This window comes from Chloroflexota bacterium (assembly GCA_026713825.1).
In the GTDB taxonomy this organism is placed as follows: Bacteria; Chloroflexota; Dehalococcoidia; order Lucifugimonadales; family UBA1127; genus UBA1127.
Genome location: JAPONS010000062.1, coordinates 1 through 18,411, shown reverse-complemented (window position 1 = coordinate 18,411; position 18,411 = coordinate 1). Strand labels below are relative to the sequence as shown.

General features: G+C 64.5%; 16 protein-coding genes and 1 other RNA gene. 14 read left to right on the top strand and 3 right to left on the bottom strand.

All coding sequences use genetic code 11. From position 1 onward, the window contains the following. Positions 1–132: 132 nt before the first annotated feature. The 8 genes from OXC99_07750 (at position 133) to OXC99_07715 (ending at position 8,807) form a co-directional block, all read left to right on the top strand. Positions 133–1,851 (top strand): thiamine pyrophosphate-binding protein, encoded by a 1,719-nt coding sequence (locus OXC99_07750; GenBank protein ID MCY4624878.1) that lies wholly within the window; start codon positions 133–135, stop codon positions 1,849–1,851. Positions 1,852–1,978: 127 nt separating this feature from the next. Continuing rightward, a complete protein-coding gene (locus OXC99_07745; GenBank protein ID MCY4624877.1) occupies positions 1,979–2,320 on the top strand; it encodes a hypothetical protein in 342 nt (113 codons plus the stop codon). A gap of 97 nt (positions 2,321–2,417) precedes the next feature. Next, positions 2,418–3,557, top strand: a complete 1,140-nt coding sequence (locus OXC99_07740) for a cobalamin-independent methionine synthase II family protein (protein MCY4624876.1) — start codon at positions 2,418–2,420, stop codon at positions 3,555–3,557. A 15-nt stretch (positions 3,558–3,572) separates the two neighbouring features. Then, positions 3,573–4,727 (top strand): cobalamin-independent methionine synthase II family protein, encoded by a 1,155-nt coding sequence (locus OXC99_07735; protein ID MCY4624875.1) that lies wholly within the window; start codon positions 3,573–3,575, stop codon positions 4,725–4,727. A 43-nt stretch (positions 4,728–4,770) separates the two neighbouring features. Then, positions 4,771–5,214, top strand: coding sequence for a hypothetical protein (locus OXC99_07730; protein MCY4624874.1), 444 nt, complete (start codon positions 4,771–4,773; stop codon positions 5,212–5,214). A gap of 139 nt (positions 5,215–5,353) precedes the next feature. Further along, positions 5,354–6,682 (top strand): Rieske 2Fe-2S domain-containing protein, encoded by a 1,329-nt coding sequence (locus OXC99_07725; GenBank protein MCY4624873.1) that lies wholly within the window; start codon positions 5,354–5,356, stop codon positions 6,680–6,682. Positions 6,683–6,711: 29 nt separating this feature from the next. Next, the gene (locus OXC99_07720; GenBank protein MCY4624872.1) at positions 6,712–7,998 is read left to right on the top strand and encodes a Rieske 2Fe-2S domain-containing protein; all 1,287 of its coding nucleotides are present in this window, start codon (positions 6,712–6,714) and stop codon (positions 7,996–7,998) included. 14 nt (positions 7,999–8,012) lie between these two features. Beyond that, positions 8,013–8,807: a hypothetical protein gene (locus OXC99_07715; GenBank protein ID MCY4624871.1), complete on the top strand. Its 795-nt coding sequence runs from the start codon at positions 8,013–8,015 to the stop codon at positions 8,805–8,807. Positions 8,808–8,919: 112 nt separating this feature from the next. Here the strand turns inward: OXC99_07715 and OXC99_07710 are convergent, their stop codons facing one another. Continuing rightward, on the bottom strand, positions 8,920–9,138 hold the full coding sequence (locus OXC99_07710; GenBank protein ID MCY4624870.1) for a hypothetical protein: 219 nt from the start codon (positions 9,136–9,138) through the stop codon (positions 8,920–8,922). Positions 9,139–9,296: 158 nt separating this feature from the next. Here OXC99_07710 and OXC99_07705 point away from each other — a divergent pair, with 158 nt between their 5' ends. From OXC99_07705 to OXC99_07685, 5 genes are all read left to right on the top strand, one after another. Continuing rightward, a complete protein-coding gene (locus OXC99_07705; protein MCY4624869.1) occupies positions 9,297–10,328 on the top strand; it encodes a hydroxyacid dehydrogenase in 1,032 nt (343 codons plus the stop codon). Between the two features lie 192 nt (positions 10,329–10,520). Next, positions 10,521–12,341, top strand: coding sequence for an ABC transporter substrate-binding protein (locus tag OXC99_07700; GenBank protein ID MCY4624868.1), 1,821 nt, complete (start codon positions 10,521–10,523; stop codon positions 12,339–12,341). A gap of 99 nt (positions 12,342–12,440) precedes the next feature. Next, positions 12,441–13,673 (top strand): amidohydrolase family protein, encoded by a 1,233-nt coding sequence (locus OXC99_07695; protein MCY4624867.1) that lies wholly within the window; start codon positions 12,441–12,443, stop codon positions 13,671–13,673. A gap of 61 nt (positions 13,674–13,734) precedes the next feature. Then, complete coding sequence (locus OXC99_07690; protein MCY4624866.1) at positions 13,735–14,955, top strand: amidohydrolase family protein; 1,221 nt, start codon at positions 13,735–13,737, stop codon at positions 14,953–14,955. A 120-nt stretch (positions 14,956–15,075) separates the two neighbouring features. Further along, entirely contained in the window at positions 15,076–16,101 is a 1,026-nt protein-coding gene (locus OXC99_07685; GenBank protein ID MCY4624865.1) for a hydroxyacid dehydrogenase, read from the top strand. On the opposite strand, the gene OXC99_07680 is transcribed toward OXC99_07685, so the two are convergent. Next, positions 16,098–16,853 (bottom strand): SDR family NAD(P)-dependent oxidoreductase, encoded by a 756-nt coding sequence (locus OXC99_07680; protein ID MCY4624864.1) that lies wholly within the window; start codon positions 16,851–16,853, stop codon positions 16,098–16,100. The two genes, OXC99_07685 and OXC99_07680, sit on opposite strands and share 4 nt — an antisense overlap. Positions 16,854–17,142: 289 nt before the next feature. On the opposite strand from OXC99_07680, the gene OXC99_07675 reads away from it, so the two are divergent. After that, on the top strand, positions 17,143–17,751 hold the full coding sequence (locus OXC99_07675; GenBank protein MCY4624863.1) for a DUF4389 domain-containing protein: 609 nt from the start codon (positions 17,143–17,145) through the stop codon (positions 17,749–17,751). 92 nt (positions 17,752–17,843) lie between these two features. Here OXC99_07675 and ssrA read toward each other — a convergent pair. Continuing rightward, positions 17,844–18,193: a transfer-messenger RNA gene (gene ssrA / locus OXC99_07670) on the bottom strand. Positions 18,194–18,411 lie beyond the last annotated feature (218 nt).

Sequence of the window (18,411 nt, the reverse complement as noted above, 5' to 3'; positions counted from 1 at the left end):
GGGCGGGGGGGGTGTTGGCTCCCGGTGGGGGGGCCGGGGGCGCGCGCCCCCCGCCTCTGGATACCGGCCCCGTATCGGGGTACGGGGCATGCTTTTGCCGGTATGGGAAGTGGTTTGACATAAGGAGCTGTGATGGCTAGCTCGGCGGAGCATATATTGCAGGTTTTGGAAGAGGCTGGCGTTGAGTATGTGTTTGGGATTCCGGGGGGCGGGACCAGCCAGATCTTTGCGTTGATGCATGGTCGTGAGGACCGGATTCGGCCAATCCTCGTGCGGCACGAGCAGGCGGCGGGGATTATGGCTGACGCGTACGCGCGCGCTACGGGGAAGCCGGCCGCCATCATGGGGCAGGGTCTGTTCATGGGCTCCAACGCGAGCTTTGGAATCATGGAGGCGATGCTTAGCAGCTCGCCGATGCTGGTGGTGACCGACACGTCGGACGGCGGGGCGGGGCAGCACCCGGCGAACCAATCGGGGGCGGGGGAGTACGGGAGCGTGGACCTGCCGGCGATCTTCCGCGCGATGACCAAGTACACGACGCTGGCGGCGAGCCCCAAAGAGGCGGTCATCGGGACGCAGCTTGCGCTGAAGCACGCGACGTCGGGGCGGCCGGGGCCGGCGGCAGTCGTCATGCGCTCCGCGGCGGCGGGGGGCGACGTGGACGTGGAGTCTCCGCCGTTCCTGCACCACACGTCGGGATACCTGAACACGGCCAAGCCGCAGAGCGCGCCGGAGGACATCGCGCGGGCGGTGGACATTTTGGAAGCATCGCAGCGGCCGGTGATCGTCGCGGGGAACGGCGTGCATGTGTCTCGGAGCCACGAGCTGCTGCGGGAGCTGGCGGAGGCGCTGGGGGCGCCGGTGGCGACGAGCTACAAGGGCAAGAGCGCCATCGCGGAGTCGCACCCGCTTTCGGTGGGCATGGCGGGTGTGTACGGGCAGGCGGCGGCGAACGCGGTCATCGGCGATGCGGACACGGTGCTGGTCGTGGGGGCCAAGCTCTCGCCGCAGGACACGGTGCGGGAGCGGCCGAGCGTCTTCGACCCCCGGCGGCAGAGGATCATCCAAATCGACATCGACGAGAACAACGCGGGGTGGACGTTCCCCGTCGAGCTGGGGCTGGTGGGCGACGCGTCGAAGGTGCTGGGGCAGCTGCTGGAGGAGACGCGGGCGCGGGGCTCGACGGCAACGCCCGAGCGGGAGGCGTGGACGGCATCGCTGGCGGCGCGCCGGAGCAACCTGGGCTACTACGACGAGCCTGCGATGCACGTGGACAGCTCGCCGGTGACGCCGCAGCGGCTTGTCACGCTACTGCGCGAGACGATGCCGGCAGACACGGTATATGCGCTCGACGCGGGGAACAACCGGACGTGGATGGCGCACTACTTCAAGGCGGTGGAGCCGCACACCTTCTTCTGCCCCGGCGGCACAGCGGGCATGGGCTGGGGGCTACCGGCGGCCGTCGCGCTGAAGCTGGCGTACGGCGACCGGCCCGTGGTGTGCGTGACGGGCGACGGCGGGTACATGATGACGGTGAACGCGCTCTCGACGGCGATGCAGTACGGGTTGGCGATGATCTGCGTGGTGTTCAACGACGGCGCGCTGGGCATGGTGAATCAGCACCAGCCGGAGGGAAGAAAGATCGCGTCGGAGTTTGTGGAAACGGACAACGCGGCGGTGGCGCGCGGGTTCGGGTGCTTCGGGGTGCAGGTGCGGGACTCGCGGGAGCTGCCGGGGGCGCTGCGGGAAGCGATGGCGTCGGGGCTGCCGTCGGTGATCGACGTGGTCATCGACCGGGGGCCGAGCCCGGACGACTTCCGCGCGGACGTGCGGCGGGGGACGGAGACGTAGGAGCGATTCGGGAATCGCCGGCTCCCGTGCATCCTTCGATTTCCCTCAGGACGAACGGGAGCGTTGCGGGGCCATCGCCCTTGGGCGACAATGGGCCGAACTCTTCATGAATTGAAGGAGGGACTGCATGGACACGATTACGCGCATGTACACGGGCGACGACGGCGAGTCGCACATCGAGGACTTCAGCCTGGCTGACCACCCGGAACTGGCGGAGGGCCTGAAGGCCACCAACATCACGTTCCGCGAGTATCCGCCGGGGCACTTCGTCGACTGGCACCCGGGGCCGCGACGGCAGTTCGTCATCACGCTGTCGGGCGAGGGCGAGATCGGGCTGGGCGACGGGTCGCTGCACCGCTTCGGGCCGGGGCACGTGAACCTGGTGGAGGACACGACGGGACACGGGCACACGACGCGGGTGTCAAGCGACGTGCCTCGGATCACGGCGACGATTCCGATTGAGGAGTAGGGGCTTCGAGGTCGGGGGACTCCCCCAACCCTACCCTTGAGGGGGAGGGGGTTACGCTGTGTGACGGTTTCGCACAATTACTGTAACGGAGTTGACCATGCTTCGGAGTACGGAACGCATTCTGACGATGCACGCGGGCACGACGCCTCGGGTGCCTGAGCTGCGGCAGATGGTGCTGGACAAGAGCGCGGGGGAGAACGTGGACCAGGCCGAGTTGACCGCTCGACTGCGGAAGGCCATCGCGGAGACGGTGCGGCGGCAGGTGGAGATCGGGCTGGACAGCATCAACGACGGGGAGCTCGGCAAGTCGAGCTTCACCAACTACGCGCGGGAGCGGCTGACGGGGCACGTGCACCGGTTGGCACAGCCGGGCAACGTGCTTGCGCGTATCTACGGGAGGGACGCGGCGGACTTTCCCGACTACTTCGAGGGCCGGGGCAATCTGGGCGGCTACGAGGTGGTGTGCGTCGGGCCGCTGGCGTACACAGGGCAGGAGGCCGTGGCCGAGGACATCGCCAACTTCAAGGCGGCGCTGGAGGGCGTCGACGGGCCGGAGCCGTATTTGCCGGCTGTGGCGCCGGGGACGATTGAGCACTGGATGAAGAACGAATACTACGCGAGCGACGAGGAATACCTCTTCGCCATCGCGGACGCGATGCATGTGGAGTACAAGGCGATCGTGGACGCGGGGTTCCTGCTGCAGATCGACGACCCGGACCTGGCGGACGGGTGGCAGATCCAGTCGGGGATGAGCGTGCCTGAGTACCGCAAGTTCGCGCAGCTCCGCATCGAGGCGCTGAACCATGCGCTGCGGGACATCCCGGAGAGCAGCGTGCGCTTCCACATGTGCTGGGGCAGCTACAAGGGGCCGCACGTTCATGACATTCCGCTGGCGGACATTGTGGACATCATCCTGGACGTGAAGGCGGAGGGATACTCGATCGAGGCGTCCAACCCGCGGCACGACCATGAGTGGGCCGTTTGGAAGGACGTGAAGCTGCCGGAGGGCAAGCTGCTCATCCCCGGCGTCGTGGGGCACGCCAACGACTTCATCGAGCACCCGGAGCTGGTGGCGCAGCGGCTGGTGCGGTACGCGGAGGCGGTGGGGCGCGAGAACGTCATGGCGGGCACGGACTGCGGCATCGGCTCTCGCGTGGGGCACGCGCAGGTGTGCTGGGCGAAGTTCGAGTCGCTGGTGGCGGGCGCGAGGCTGGCAACCGAGGCGCTTTGGGGTTAGGCGAGGAGGGCTACGATGCCGAGCGGCGTCGAACGGATCCTGACCACGCACACGGGCAGCCTGCCGAGGCCGCCGGATCTGCTCGGGATGATCCAGGCAAGGGAGACTGGGCAGCCGTATGACGCGGAGGCCCTGTCGGTCGCGGTGCGGCGGTCGGTGGCGGCGGCGGTGCGGGCGCAGGCGGACGCGGGGATCGACATTGTCAACGACGGCGAGCTCAGCAAGGCGGGGTTCTCCGACTACATCAAGGACCGTGTGAGCGGGCTGGAGGGGGTGGACCCTTCGCCGCAAGCGCCGTCGGAGGTCGATTTCCCGGAGTTTGCCGAGTGGTGGCGGACGGCCGGGTTCATGGGGAACGTCACGTTCCCGCGGCCGGTGTGCGTCGGACCGATGGCGTGGACGCACCCGGAGACCGTCGAGGCGGACGTGGCGAACTTCCGCGACGCACTGGCGGACGTTGACGTGGCGGGGGCGTTCATGACGGCATCGTCGCCGGGCATCCTCGACCTTCGGATTGCAAACCAGCACTACCCGACGGAAGAAGAGTACGTGTACGCGCTGGCGGAGATGATGAAGGTCGAGTACCGGGCCATCGCGGACGCGGGATTCGTGCTGCAGGTAGACGCGCCAGAGATGGCGATGGGGCGAAACTGGGCGCGGTTCCGGGACGGCTCCTTGGAGGATTTCCGCCGTGCAATGGGGCTGTGGGCCGAGGCACTTAACCATGCGCTGGAGGGCATCCCAGAGGAACAGGTGCGTTACCACATCTGCTGGGGGAACTCGGAGGGGCCGCACGTGCGGGACGTGCCGCTGCGTGACATTGTGGACATCGTGCTGCAGGTGCGCGCGGGCGCATACTCCGTCGAGGCGTCGAACCCGCGGCACGCGCACGAGTGGCGTGTGTGGGAGGACGTGAAGCTGCCGGAGGGGAAGACGCTCATCCCGGGCGTGATTGACTCCACGACGAACTTCGTGGAGCATCCGGATCTGGTGCGGGACCGAATCCTCAGCTACGCAAGCATCGTGGGCCGCGACAGCGTCATGGCGAGCACGGACTGCGGATTCGGCACGTTCGCGGGGCGCTCGCGCGTACACCCGACGGTGGTGTGGGCGAAGTTGCGGGCGATGGCCGAGGGCGCGCGGCTAGCGTCCGAGGCGCTTTGGGGGTAGGCTTAGGGGAGTCCCGAGGGGCGAGAGGAGACCGAGCACAGCGATGCAGATGCGAAGGGGCGCCAACCCCGGCGCGCTCCAGAAGGCGGCGAATGCGCGCTTGCGCGAGTCGTTGCAGATGCGTCCCAATGCGCAATGGGCCGGCCACCACACGGACGACGAAGTCGAAATCAACGGCGCAAGCGGCGTCGCGGGCGGCTACGTTGGGCTCTATGGGGGGATCGTCGCAGCGCTCATCGGCGTTATCACCGGCGACCGCGAACTCTACTTCTTCAGCCTGCTTGCCATCCTCATCGTGGGCTTCGGCTATGGGGTGCTGTCCGGAGGGGCGAGCACCAAAACCATGAAGGCCACTATCAGGACCTCTTGTATCTACGGGAGCCTCTTCAGCTTCGTTGCCATCGTGGTGGGGATCGTCGTCAGCATCATGGTGATGGTGCCCGTGCTGATGGTGTTCATCGCGCTGGACATCGGGCGCTACGGATAAGCGGCATTCCGGCATAATCGGGAATGGTGAATATTCCAGATTCGTTTGGCAAATCGGCGGATCCGGTGTTCACTCGGGCGGAAAGCCTGATACAATCCCACAAACGCTGCGGCTGTGGATGTGACATAAGGAGGCGTCAATGCTCACGCAAGAAGAGACGGACCTTCTCTGTCGAGTAGGCCCCGGCACACCCATGGGTGAGCTCATGCGGCAGTACTGGCTGCCCGCCGCGTACACATGGGAGCTGGAGGTTGACGGGCAGCCGCAACGCGTGCGCCTGCTGGGCGAGGACCTGGTCGCGTGGCGCGACTCGGAGGGCCGCGTGGGGTTCACGCAGCAGCGATGTCCCCATCGCGGGGCGGGCTTCTTCTTCGGGCGGAACGAGAAGGGCGGCCTCAGGTGCGCGTACCACGGTTGGAAGTTTGATGTGAACGGCGACTGCATCGACATGCCCAATGAGCCGCCGACGAGCAACTTCAAGAACAAGATGCACATCACGTCCTACAAGGGCGCGGACTTCGGCGGCGTGGTCTGGTGCTACATGGGTCCCAACCAGGAGGAGCCGCCCGGACTGCCGCAGTTCGAGTGGTGCCTGGTGCCCGAGGAGCAGCGCAGCCACTACCGCCGCTTCATCTACGAGTGCAACTGGATGCAGGCGCTGGAAGGGGAGCTAGACTCGACGCACGCGCCCATCCTGCACGGCCGCCTGAATATCGACGACGACCCAAAGTACGGCGGGTACACCGTCGAGAAGTTTGCGGACTTCTTCGTGGAGAAGACGGGATACGGGCTGGTCTACGGCGCCGAGCGGAAGCAGCCGGACGGGAACTCTTACTGGCGGGCGAGCCACTTCCTCTTTCCCTTCTACGGCATGTTCCCGGCGACGGCGTCGCGGGTGCCGCTTTCGATCTATGTGCCCATCGACGACTACTACACCATGCACTTCGGGTTGCAGTGGCACCCATCGGAGGCGATGCCCGGCCCGCGCTTCCCAACGCCCGACCTGCCGGACGAGCCGGGCGCACTGACGCCGAACCAGGGGCCGTGGAAGCCCGAGCAGAAGGGCAATTTCTACGCCAACTGGTGGCCGGAGATCTCGCCGGAAACGGACTTCCACATGGACCTGTGGGCCAAGAAGCACAGGAACTTCACCGGCATCCCAAGCGTCCGGCAGCAGGACGCGGCGATCGAGTGGAGCATGGGCGCCATCATGGACCGCACGAAGGAGCACCTGGGCACGGCGGACGCGAGCATCATTCGCGCGCGGCGGCAATTGCTCTCGGCTGCGCGGGCGCTGGTTGAGGAGGGGACGCCGCCTCCGGGCTCTAACGAGCCAGAGCTGTACAAGGTGCGTTCCTGCGCCGTGGTCTTGCCTAGTGGCGTAAACTGGATGGAAGCGCTGGGCGACTGGTTCTTCGCCCGCACGACGGAATACCCTGAGTCGGCCGGGTCACTGACCGGCCAGTAGCCTGAACGCTGAGCGAGAGGAGTCTAAGCATGTTGACGCCTGAAGAGAACGAACTGCTGTGTCGAGTAGGCCCTGACACTCCCATGGGCAACATGATGCGGGAGTACTGGTTCCCGGGACTGCAGTCCATTGAGTTGCCGGAGCCGGACTGCCCGCCCGTGCGCATCAAGCTGCTAGGCGAGGAGCTGGTTGCGTTCCGTGACAGCAACAACAACGTGGGCCTGATCGACAACTACTGCCCGCACCGACGAGCGAGCCTGTTCTTCGGCCGGAACGAGGAGGAGGGGCTTCGCTGCGTGTACCACGGGTGGAAGTTCGACGTTAACGGCAACTGCGTCGACATGCCGTCGGAGCCGGCGGAGAGCAACTTCAAGGACAAGGTGAGGATCAAGACGTACCGAACCTACGAGCGGAACGGCATCATCTGGGTGTACATGGGCACGCGCGAGATCCCGCCGGCGCTGCCGGAGCTCGAAGGGAACATGCACGACAACTACTCCATCACGGTCCTCCACAGGAACTGCAACTGGATGCAGGGGCTCGAGGGTGAGATGGACACCGTCCACGTGACGTTCCTGCACCTGGGGCACTTCACCATCTACAACACTGAGCCGGGCTCGATGAACTACCACCAGGCGAAGAACCGCTACGGCAAGTTCAGCGTCAAGGAGACGGAGCACGGCACGTCTTACGGCATGTGGCGGCCGACGGACGACGGGCAGGAGTACTGGCGCGTGGGACACATCCTCTTTCCGTTCTATGCGATGGTGCCGGGCATCGACAACCAGCTCGGCTCGAACGCCGGGTTCCTGTGCTACGTGCCGATGGACGACCACCACACGCTGGAGTGGGGCGTCCGGGCGCTCAAGCCGAGTGAGACGCCTCGGGACCAGTCGCGCGACTACATCCCGAATGGCACGGGGTGGTACGACCGGTACAACCTGGACCAGAACTGGAGCAACGACTTCCAGATCGACCGTGAGGCGCAGAAGAACAACGTGAGCTTCACAGGCATCAAGGGCATTCGCCAGCAGGACATGGCGATGACGGAGAGCATGGGGAGCATCTACGACCGGACCAAGGAGCACCTTGGCACGACGGACCAGATGATCATCCGGACGCGCCGCCGCTTCATGGAGGCCGCGCGGGCGCTCATGGAGGACGGGACGCCGCCGCCGGGGCTGGAGACGCCGTGGGCGTACCACCAGAGGTCGGGGCAGGCGGTCCTTCCGGCGGGCGTCGACTGGTGGGAGTACACCAGGGAAGTCCGGGAGCGGTTTGAGCCGAGCGGCATGGTCATGGAGGTCGGCGGCTAGCCTGCCTCGCACGATTGCTCGACAGAAGAGGGGGAATAGTGGCTAGAGAGAGTTTCACGCCGGAAGTTGAGGCTGCGCTTGGCTGGTATGTATACCGGCTAGTCGACCCGCGCAATGGTGAAACCTTCTATGTGGGAAAGGGCAAGGGCAGCAGGGTCTTTGCCCACGCCTTGGGCAGTCTCGATGACGAGACCAAGAACAAGCTGATGAGTGATGGGCCTGCAGACCCCAAGTTGGAGCGGATCAACGAAATCAAGGCTGCAGGGCTGGATGTCTCCCACGTCATCCACCGCCATGGACTTTCCACGGAAACCATGTCCTATGAGGTTGAGGCCGCGCTGATCGACGCATACCCTGGCCTAACGAACAGACACGGCGGAAAAGGGTCTCGAGACCGGGGGTGTCGTCACGCGGATGAAATCTGCGCTGAATTTGAGGCGGTGCCCTTTGAGGTTACAGAGCCCTTGATTCTCATTTCGATCGGCAACATGTGGAGAGAACGAGGTATTTACGACGCGGTCAGGAGCAGATGGAGAATACAGAAAGCGAGAGCTGAAAAATACCATCTCGTGCTGGCTCATGTGCGAGGCGTGGTCAAAGGCGCGTACCGGCCAAGAGTTTGGTTGAAGGGCACCAGGGAGAACTTTCCCTTGGAGGGTATAGACCTTCCAGAGCGTTGGGGATTCGAGGGCGACGAGGCTGAGGCCGCCGTCTGGACCAGCTATGTGGGGAAGCGAGTGCCTGACCGTTACAGAAAGAAGGGCGCTCAGAATGCCATCCGATACTGTGATCCCCCAAAACTCGCGTAGCTCCCGTTCACCCTGAGCTTGTCGAAGGGTGCGCCGTCCGGCGTGGTTCGACAAGCTCACCACGAACGGAATAGGTCTGTGGAAGCGGGCTGCCGGGACAATCGTGCGGGCTCTAGTTTTGTGAACGTTGGGCGGCTTCCAGCAAGCGCAGTTTACGCTTTTGGATGTCGGTATCCTCCGTAATCAACTCGATTAAACGTTCGAGCTGCTCAGCCAACTGCGCGAGTTGCGCCTGCAGGTCGTTCATTTGGCCGTCAACGCTATCGAACCGCGCGTTGGTCTGTGTCAGGAACTCTTGCTGCCCCCCAGAGTCGCGGTCCCTGGTCGCCATTCCAACCCCCGTCTGCTTGTACGGCAACGGTATCGGAATTGTCCGCACTGTGCAAGATGAGCGCGTAGACCTCGGTTGACAGTGCGCACATCTGTCTTTAGCCTACCACCGCCCTACCAATGCCATATTGTCGTCCTGATTTGGAGAAGGAGAAACTGATGCCCTCCAAGAAACTGGTGTACGTTGACCGGTTCATCGCACCCGTCGGCGAGCGGGAGTTGCAGGGCCACCCGGACGTGGTGGAGCTGGTGAAGGTGAGCTCCCAGGAACCGGACACGCTGTGGCAGGAGCTGGCGAATGCACACGGACTCCACGTGCACGGCCGAGCCATGCCACCGAACACCCAAGAGGTCATCGACCGGAGTCCGAACCTGCTGGCAATCGTTTCGGGGCTTGCCGGCTACGACACCATCGACATCCCGGCGTGCACGGAGGCTGGGGTGCTCGTGTGCAACCAGACGGGCATGGGCAACGAGCCCGTCGCGGAGCAGGTTACGGGCGCGATGCTTGTACTGTCGCACCGGGCGCTGCTGGCGGACCGGCAGCTCCACGCGCGGATCGAGCGGAAGCCGGGCGAGCTGACTGGGCACGACATGCTGGGCAAGACGGTGGGCATCGTCGGCTTCGGCGCCATTGGCTCGCGGGTGGGTGAGATCCTGAAGGCGGCGTTCAGCATGCGCGTGCTGGTGCACGACCCGATCATGGGCGACGAGGAGATCGCGCGGCGCGGCGGCGAGAGCGTCGAGCTGGACGAGCTGCTCAAGGAGAGCGACTACGTGACGCTGCACACGCCGCTGACGGACCAGACGCGGGGGATGATAGGCGAGCGGGAGTACCGGCTGATGAAGCCAACAGCGTACTTCGTCAACAACGCCCGCGGCGGGCTGTACGACGAGGACGCGCTGGAGCGCGTGCTCAAGGAGGGCGTCATCGCGGGCGCGGCGCTGGACGTGTGGGAGATTGAGCCGCCGTCTTTCGACCATCCGCTGCTGAAGCTGGACAATGTCCTGGCGACGCCGCACAGCTCCGGGCAGTCGCACGAGGCCATCTACAAGATGAGCGAGAACGCGGGCAAGCAGTGGCTGGCCATCTTCCGGGGGCAGCGGCCGTCGCCCATCGTGAACCCGGAGGTGTGGCCGGCGTACGTGGCGCGATACACGTCCATCGTCGGCGAAGCGCCGGCCGGGTAGCGGCGCGGGCCGTTCTGCTTCCTACCTTGAGAAAGCGGAATAGTAACTATCGAAACATCGATAGAAACTCCATTGACATATATGCGTGAGACTACTAGCATTTCCGGCAACAACCAAACGCGGTCGGGGGGCGTAGGATACCTGCGCCCTCTTTGTCTGAACAAGGCGGGACAGACCCGCCGGGAGGAAGCAATGTATTCGTGTAGGCGCTTACCTGGAATCGTGGCGGCGCTGGCGATGAGTCTTGCGCTGCTGTTGGTGGTCGCGGCATGCGGCAGCGATGACGGCGACGGCGGCACCACAACGGCCACGACCACAACCTCGAGTTCGTCAACCTCAACTTCGGCGGCTCCGGCGCCAACTGCCGCGCCCGCGGAAGCGCCGAGCGGCGGCGACACGATGCCGATGCCCGCTGAAGACGCGATGATGCCGAAGGCAACGGTCGACCGGTTGATCTTTGCCACGACCGCGCCCAGCACAGAGCACAGCGACCAGCGTGTGCTCTGTTGCTTCAACGCGCTGCAGCTTCGGCCGATGTACGAGAACCTGTTGGCCGTTAACCCGGCGGGCGAATTCGTGCCGGGGCTGGCCACATCCTGGGCCCTGGAGCCTGACGGGCAGTCCATGCGGCTTGAGCTTCAGGAGGGCGTGGAGTTCCACAACGGGAACGGACAATACACCGCTGACGACGTGATCAACTTCTTCAATGAGTTTGTGAGTTTTGAAGACGCGCATGTGTTCTCACGCATCTTCTGGAATGCCTTCACCGAATCTATCGAGAAGGTTGATGACCACGAGATCGTCTTCCGTATGAAGAGCCCCAACAGCTTCCTGTTGCTGGCGCTTTCCGACCGCTGGACGCAGTTGCCGGTAGTGAGCAAGGCGGACTGGGACGCCAACGGCGCACCGGAGACCCCCGAGAGCACGCCGCTGGCGGGCACTGGCCCCTACCAGTTTGCCGATCGGGCACAGGGCCAGTTCGTCCTGTTCGAAAACGCGCCCGGCGAGCACTGGCGCGCAGAGCCGGACTTCAATGAGCTGGAGCTGCGGTGGATCTCCGAGATCTCCACGCGGCTGTCGTCGCTCTTGGCCGGCGAAGTCCACATGGCGGACATCCCGCCGGACCTGCAGGGTCAAGCCATTGGCAGGGACTACAAGGTCCTGAGCAACTCCAACTTCGGCACCCGTGTATGGATGCAGTTCTATGCCGCCTTCCCGCACCCGGAGACCGGCGTAGCGGGATGGCCGCTCTACCCTGACGCCAAGCTCCTGGACGTCCGTGTCCGCAAGGCTTTGAACAAGGCGATCAACAGGGAAGAGGTGCTGGGCGTCTTTGCTCCGCACGGCGAGCTGATGATCCTCAATCACTTCCACCCGCAGTTCACGGGCTGGAATCCGGAGTGGGAGCAGCGGTTTGATGCTGAATACGGCTACGACCCGGCAGCCTCAAGGGCCCTGTTGCGGGAGGCCGGCTATGGCCCCAACAACCCGTTGCAGATCAAGACACGCATCCGGTCATGCGTGGTCATGGCAGGCTGTGAGGACGTAACGGAAGCAATTGCGGGGTACTGGCAGGACGTGGACATCGACGTGGATCTGGTGACCATCGACGCGGCCGCCCGCAACGCCCTGAGCCGCGCGACCCGCGGCGGCACGGCGGGCGTCGGCGAGGGCATTGTGGACTGGGTGGACATCGACAACAGCAGCACGCACCCGGTCTTCGCGCTGGCGAACCGCCAGACGTGGCTGGCGACGGGCGGCGTCAACGGATTCGCGACGCCGGAGATGGCCGAGTTCGTCGGCAGGATTCAGTCCGAGATGGACTGGAACCATCACGAACCCAACATCCGGGCGGTTGGAGAACTGAGCTATAACCTGCACGCCAACGTGCCTCTCTGGTACCTGCCGGCGCAGGTGACGGTGGACCCGAACGTCATCGAGTCCTACGTTTGGAACGGGACGGAGCACGGGACCTTCACGCACCTTGAGGAAATCGTGGCGGTGAAGAAGTAATGTGCTCGTGTCCGGCATGCATGGGCAAGTAACCCGCACGGCGGGGACGGTGGACTGCCGTCCCCGCCGTTTGACATAAGCTAAGGTAGAGGGAGAGTCATGAACGACGGGAAGCTGTGTATATCGGCGGACTCGCACGTGGTGGAGTCGGTGGAGTTCTTCGAGCCGCTGGCCGACATGTTCGGCGACAAGGCGCCGCGTGTGGTCATCGCGGACCCGGCGATTGGGCCGCAGCTGAATCTCGGCGACGGGCGGCTGGGGCTGAGGATCACCGGATTCTTCATGCAGAACGTTGACTTCACCAAGCCCGAGGCTCAGGAGCTCCTCGCAAAGGGCTACGAGCTCGCACGCCCGGGGTGCTACGACGTGAAGGAGCGACTGCTGGACCAAGACATCGACGGGATCGACGCGGAGGTCATCTACCCGAGCGTTATCTTCAACGTGTACCAGGTAGAGGACCGGAACGTTCTCAATGCCACCTTCCGGCTCTACAACGACTGGGTGGCGGACTACTGCAGCAAGTCGCCCGACCGGCTGTTCCCGCTGGCGAGCCTGCAGCTCTACGACCTGGACGAGGCCATCGCGGAGATGGAGCGGAGCAAGCTAATGGGGCACGTGGGCGCGTCCATCCCGGCGTCGGCGCCGCCGGACAAGCAGTACGTGGACCCGTGGTACGACAAGTTCTGGGCCGCTGCCGAAGAAATGCAGATGCCACTGAACATGCACATCTTCACGGGCGCGACAGCCGACCACGGCCTGCCCAGGAACGACCCTCGCAGCCGTGCGAACGGGCCGATGGCCTTCGCGGGCGTGGCGCTGACGGTGGCCGACATCATCCAGTCAGGCGTGTGCGAGCGGTTCCCAAACCTGAAGTTCGTGGTTACCGAGTTCGAGACGGGCTGGATCGGCCACGTGCTCAAGAGGCTCGACTGGGCATACGTGCGTGGTGGCGGCGAACGGAGGATGGGGCTACCCAAGCTGCCTAGCGAATACTGGCGCAGCAACTTCTACTGCACATTCGAGGACGACCCGCTAGGCGTTCGGACTCGGGACTTCATCGACGTGAACACGATGCTGTGGGGCAGCGACTACCCGCACGGCGACTCGATCTTCCCGCACTCGCAGCAGGTGCTGAGCGAGATCCTGGACGGGTGCACGCCTGAAGAGAAGTGGAAGATGACGGTGAAGAACGTGGTCGAGCTGTACAACCTGCCCTACGAGCTGACGGGACCGGAGCAGGCGCGCATCAACTACGTGCCAACGCCCGAGGTGAAGACGTGGCGGAACGCGCTGCCGCTTACGGAGGTGACGCAGTCCACGCCAATGGTTTAGGATTGGGTTGGGTGGTCTTAGACCATCAGCACCAGGGGATCATAGGGGACAAGGAGGAGAGATGGACAGGTTGCTTTGTATCTCCGCAGACTCGCACATCGTCGAGCCGCCGGAGCTGTTTGAACCGCTGATCAAGAAGTACGGCGAGCGTGCTCCGCACATGGCCGTTTCCAATCCGGAGATGGGACCGCAGATGCACCTGGGCAACGGCAAGATTGGGTTGCCGGCTGCCGGGTTCCTCCAGCAGAACGTCGACTTCACGAGCCCGCAGGCACGAGCAGACATGAAGCGCGGCTACGACCTCGCGCTGCCGGGCTGCTACGACGTCGCAGAGCGGATGAAGGAGCAAGAGCAGGACGGCATCGACGCGGAAGTCCTGTACCCGAGCCTATTGTTCAACGTCTACCAAGTTGAGGACTTGAACATCGTCAAGGACACCTTCTCAGTGTTCAACGACTGGATCACGGACTACGTGAGTCCCGCCCCCGACCGCCTGTTTGCGCTCGGCGCGGTGCAGCTCTGGGACCTGGACCAGGCGATAGAGGAGATGGAGCGGTGCAAGTCCATGGGCCACGTGGGCGTGTGCGTGCCGATCACGGCTCCGCCCGACCACCTGTACGTGGACACGTGGTACGACAAGTTCTGGGCCGCGGCGCAGGACATGGAGATGCCGCTGAACATGCACCTGTTTACGGGCGCAACGGACAACCACGGCCTTCCGCCCCGGCAGGCCCCGAGCCGGGCCAACGGCCCAATGGGCTTCGCGGGCGCGGCCTTCACCATCGCGGACATGATCCAGTCGGGCGTGCTCGAGCGGTTCCCGAACCTGAAGGTCGTCATCACCGAGTTTGAGACGGGCTGGATCGGCCACGTGCTGAAGAGGCTGGACTGGGCGTACATCCGCGGCGGCGGGGAGCGGACATCGGGGCTGCCAATGCTTCCGAGCCACTACTGGCTGCGGAACTTCTACGCCACCTTTGAGGACGACCCGCTCGGCATCCGGACCCGCGACTTCATCGGCACCAAGACGCTGATGTGGGGCAACGACTACCCGCACGGCGACTCGGTCTTCCCGCACTCGCAGCAGGTGCTGAGTGAGATCCTCGACGAGTGCACGCCGGAGGAGCGGTACGAGATGACCGTCAAGAACGTGGTCGAACTGTACAAGCTGCCCTTCAAGCTAGAGGGCGCGGAGCAGGCCAAGGCCAACTACCTGGACTTCGGCAGAGAGAAGACCTGGCGAGCGTCGCTGCCCGGCTATGCGACGGCGCTGACCAGCTAGAGGCAAGCGTTCGAAGCGAAGACTCGACATAAGCACGCGAGGGTTGGGGGGCACTCCAGCCCTCGCGGCGCGTTCGGGGACATGCATCGGGGACTGGCAAGCAATCTACGGGGGTGCACGGTGAAGAAGCGACTGGTGTACTTTGGACATTGGACGAACCCGACAGGCGAGCAGATGCTGGCGGAGGACGAGAATACGGAGCTGGTGTGCCTTGACCGGGCCGCGCCGACTGAGGAGAAGCTGGAGGCACTGAAGACGGCGCACGGGCACCTGCTTTCCATGGGGGACATTCAATTCAACGCGGCGCTGGTGGCGGAGTGCCCGGACCTGCTGGCCGTCGGGTCGCGGGTGGCGGGCTTCGAGGCAGTAGACGTGGAGGCGTGCACTGAGGCGGGCGTGCTCGTCGTCAACCAGGGCGGCATCGGCAACGAGCCGGTGGCGGAGCACGTCATCGCGGCGATGATCAACCTATCGAAAGAGATCCCGCAGGCCGACCGGGCGCTGCGCCAGGGCATCATCAAGCGACCGGGGCAATTTGTCGGCGACAACGTGCAATACCGCACCATCGGCGTCATCGGCATGGGCAACATCGGCGCGCGGGTGGCGGACATTTGCAAGCTCGCGTTCCAGATGCGCGTGCTGGTACATGATCCGTTTCTCAGCGACGAGGATATTGCGCAGCGCGGCGGGGAACCGTGCTCACTGGACGAGCTGATGCAGGAGAGTGACTACATTACGCTGCACGTGCCGCTGAGCGAGCAAACGCGCGGGATGATCGGCGCGCGGGAGTTTGGCCTGATGAAGCCCACCGCGTACTTCATCAACACGTCGCGCGGGCCCAACATCGACGAGCGGGCGCTGACAATCGCGCTGCAAGAGGGCTCACTGGCGGGCGCGGCGCTGGACGTGTGGGACCCGGAGCCGCCGCTGCCGGACAACCCGCTGCTCAAGATGGACAACGTCCTGGCCACGCAACACACGTCGGGCCCGACCAAGCAGGCGCACGCGGCGATGTCGGAGTCCGCGGCGCTGCAGTGGGCGGCGATCTTTCGCGGCGAGCGGCCCCCGCGGCTCATCAACCCGGAGGCGTGGCCGGCGTACGTCGAGCGGCACGCGCGCATCGTGGGGAAACCGCCGCAGGACTAGCCGCGGCCGATGAAGGGCATCTTGGTGGCCATGATGGTCATGAACTGGACGTTTGCCCATAGGGGCAGGCTGTCCATGTAGAGGATGGCCTCGCCCGACTGCCGCGCGGTCATCTTCGGTTCCTCGATGAATGCGCCGTTGGGCTGCTCGTTGCCGCCACGGGCGGCGGTGCGCTCGGTCGCGGCGTTGCCGATGTCGATCTGGCAGACGGCGATGTCGTACTTGCGGCCGTCAAGGGCGGAGGCCTTCGTGAGGCCGGTGACGGCGTGCTTGGTGGCGGTGTAGGGGGCGGAGTTGGGGCGCGGCGCGTGGGCCGAGATGGAGCCGTTGTTGATGATGCGCCCGCCCATGGGCGTCTGGCTCTTCATGATCTTAAAGGCCTCCTGTGTGCAGTAGAAGACGCCATTGAGGTTGACGTTGACCACCGTGGTCCATTGCTCAATGGTCAGGTCCTCCAGGGGGTCACGGGGCGAGAACTGGCCAGCGTTGTTGAAGAGGAGGTCCAGCCGGCCAAAGGTCTCAACGGTCCTGGCAAAGAGGTCCTTGATTGATTCCGGATTGCTGACGTCCGTCTGAACGGCGAGGGCCTTGCCGGCCGGCGCTCCGGCCTCCTCGATGGCGGAGTCGAGCAGCTCGGCGCGACGGCCCGCCAGCACGACGGAGTAACCCGCCTCCAACAGCACCAGGGCAGACTGCCTGCCGATACCGCTGCTGGCGCCCGTGATCACCGCGACCTTATCCTTTGCTTCCATATCACCCTCACTATCGTTGGTTGGCGCCCGTCACCGCGGGGGGCCTCGCGCGCCCGGCTATCATCGCACAGCGGGGCGGGTTGCACCACGCCAGGACTGGATGCCCAACGACTCGCGGGCGAACACCGACTCTGTATGGTGAAAAACACCTTGCGCGACGAGACGGCGAGCGCGACAATCACACCGTAGGGCCGAGAGACTCGGTTAAGCGGCGCAGTGGGAGGCCCCGAAGCGAGGCGCCGAGTGGCTGAACGCCGCTGCGGCACAAGGCGCACGAAAGGAGAACCCCATGGCAGGTGCAGGTCCGGCTCAAGTTGGGCTCGGTGTCGAGTACTCGGAGAGCTTATCGAGACTGGTGCTGTTGCTCAAGACGTTCCTGGGGTGGCTCTACGTCGGGATCCCTCACGGCATCGCCCTGTTCATCCTGTCGTTCGTTGCCCTGGCGCTGCACGTCGTCGCTTTCGTGATCGTCCTGTTTACCGGGAAGTATCCGCGCGGCATATTCGACATAATGCTCGGTTACCACGCATGGAGCGTGCGCGTGGACGCGTATTTAAACCTGATGACGGACAAGTACCCGCCCTTCGCGCTCTCCGCTCCTGACTACCCGGTGTACGCGCACATCGAGTACCCGGAGGAGGTTTCGCGGGGGACGGCGGCGCTACGGTTCTTCCTCGGGTGGCTGTACGTCGGCATCCCGCACGGGATTGCGCTGTTTGTGCTGGGCATCGTGGCATTCGTAGCGATTGTTATCGGGTGGTTCGCCATCCTGTTCACGGGGCAGTTCCCACGCGCGCTCTTTGACTTCGTCGAGGGGACGATGCGATGGGGGCTTCGTGTGAGCGCGTACATGTACCTGCTGAACGACAAGTACCCGCCGTTCAGCCTCAAGCCGTAGGACGTCAGCCGCAGCGGGAGTCAAGAATGCGATTGGCCAAGCCTCGGGTGGGCATGTGCCCGGCCGTTGGCTTGGCCAATCTTTGTGTGCGCTGGTGGAGACGGGGGAGAGTCGAACTCCCCGTCCAAGAAGCGCTCAAGGGGATGTACTCCAGGCGTAGCCGCTGTTTTGGGTTTCGCCATCACAGCCCCCGGCGGCAGGGTCTGGTCAGGCTAGCCGAGACTGGACTTAAGCCTTCGCGGATCGGCGTGAGCTAGGGCCGCACCCTGTTTTTGTTGCGCCCGGCTCTTCCCTACAGGGGAGGGAAGGACGGACGGGCCGCTCTAGGCGGCCAGTGCGAGTTCGCGCTCGCCAGTTACTTTTGTTCCGCCTGTTTAACGAGGAGGGCGGACCTCGGCCTGCAATCCCGCTCTGCTACCCCCTGTCGAAACCACGCGTCCCCGTGTTTCCTGATTGCTTCTAGGATAGCACAGTGAGGATACATGGACATGTCTGCGGGCAGGCAGTCCTGGATACCGGCATTCGCCGGTATGTCGACGCGGGGCGAGTGTCCGTCTGAAGGCACAGGGCGAACGGTGGGGGCGGGACGGGCGATTCGCGAATCGCCCCTACGGTGTCTCTGCGGGCAGGCAGTCCTGGATACCGGCATTCACCGGTATG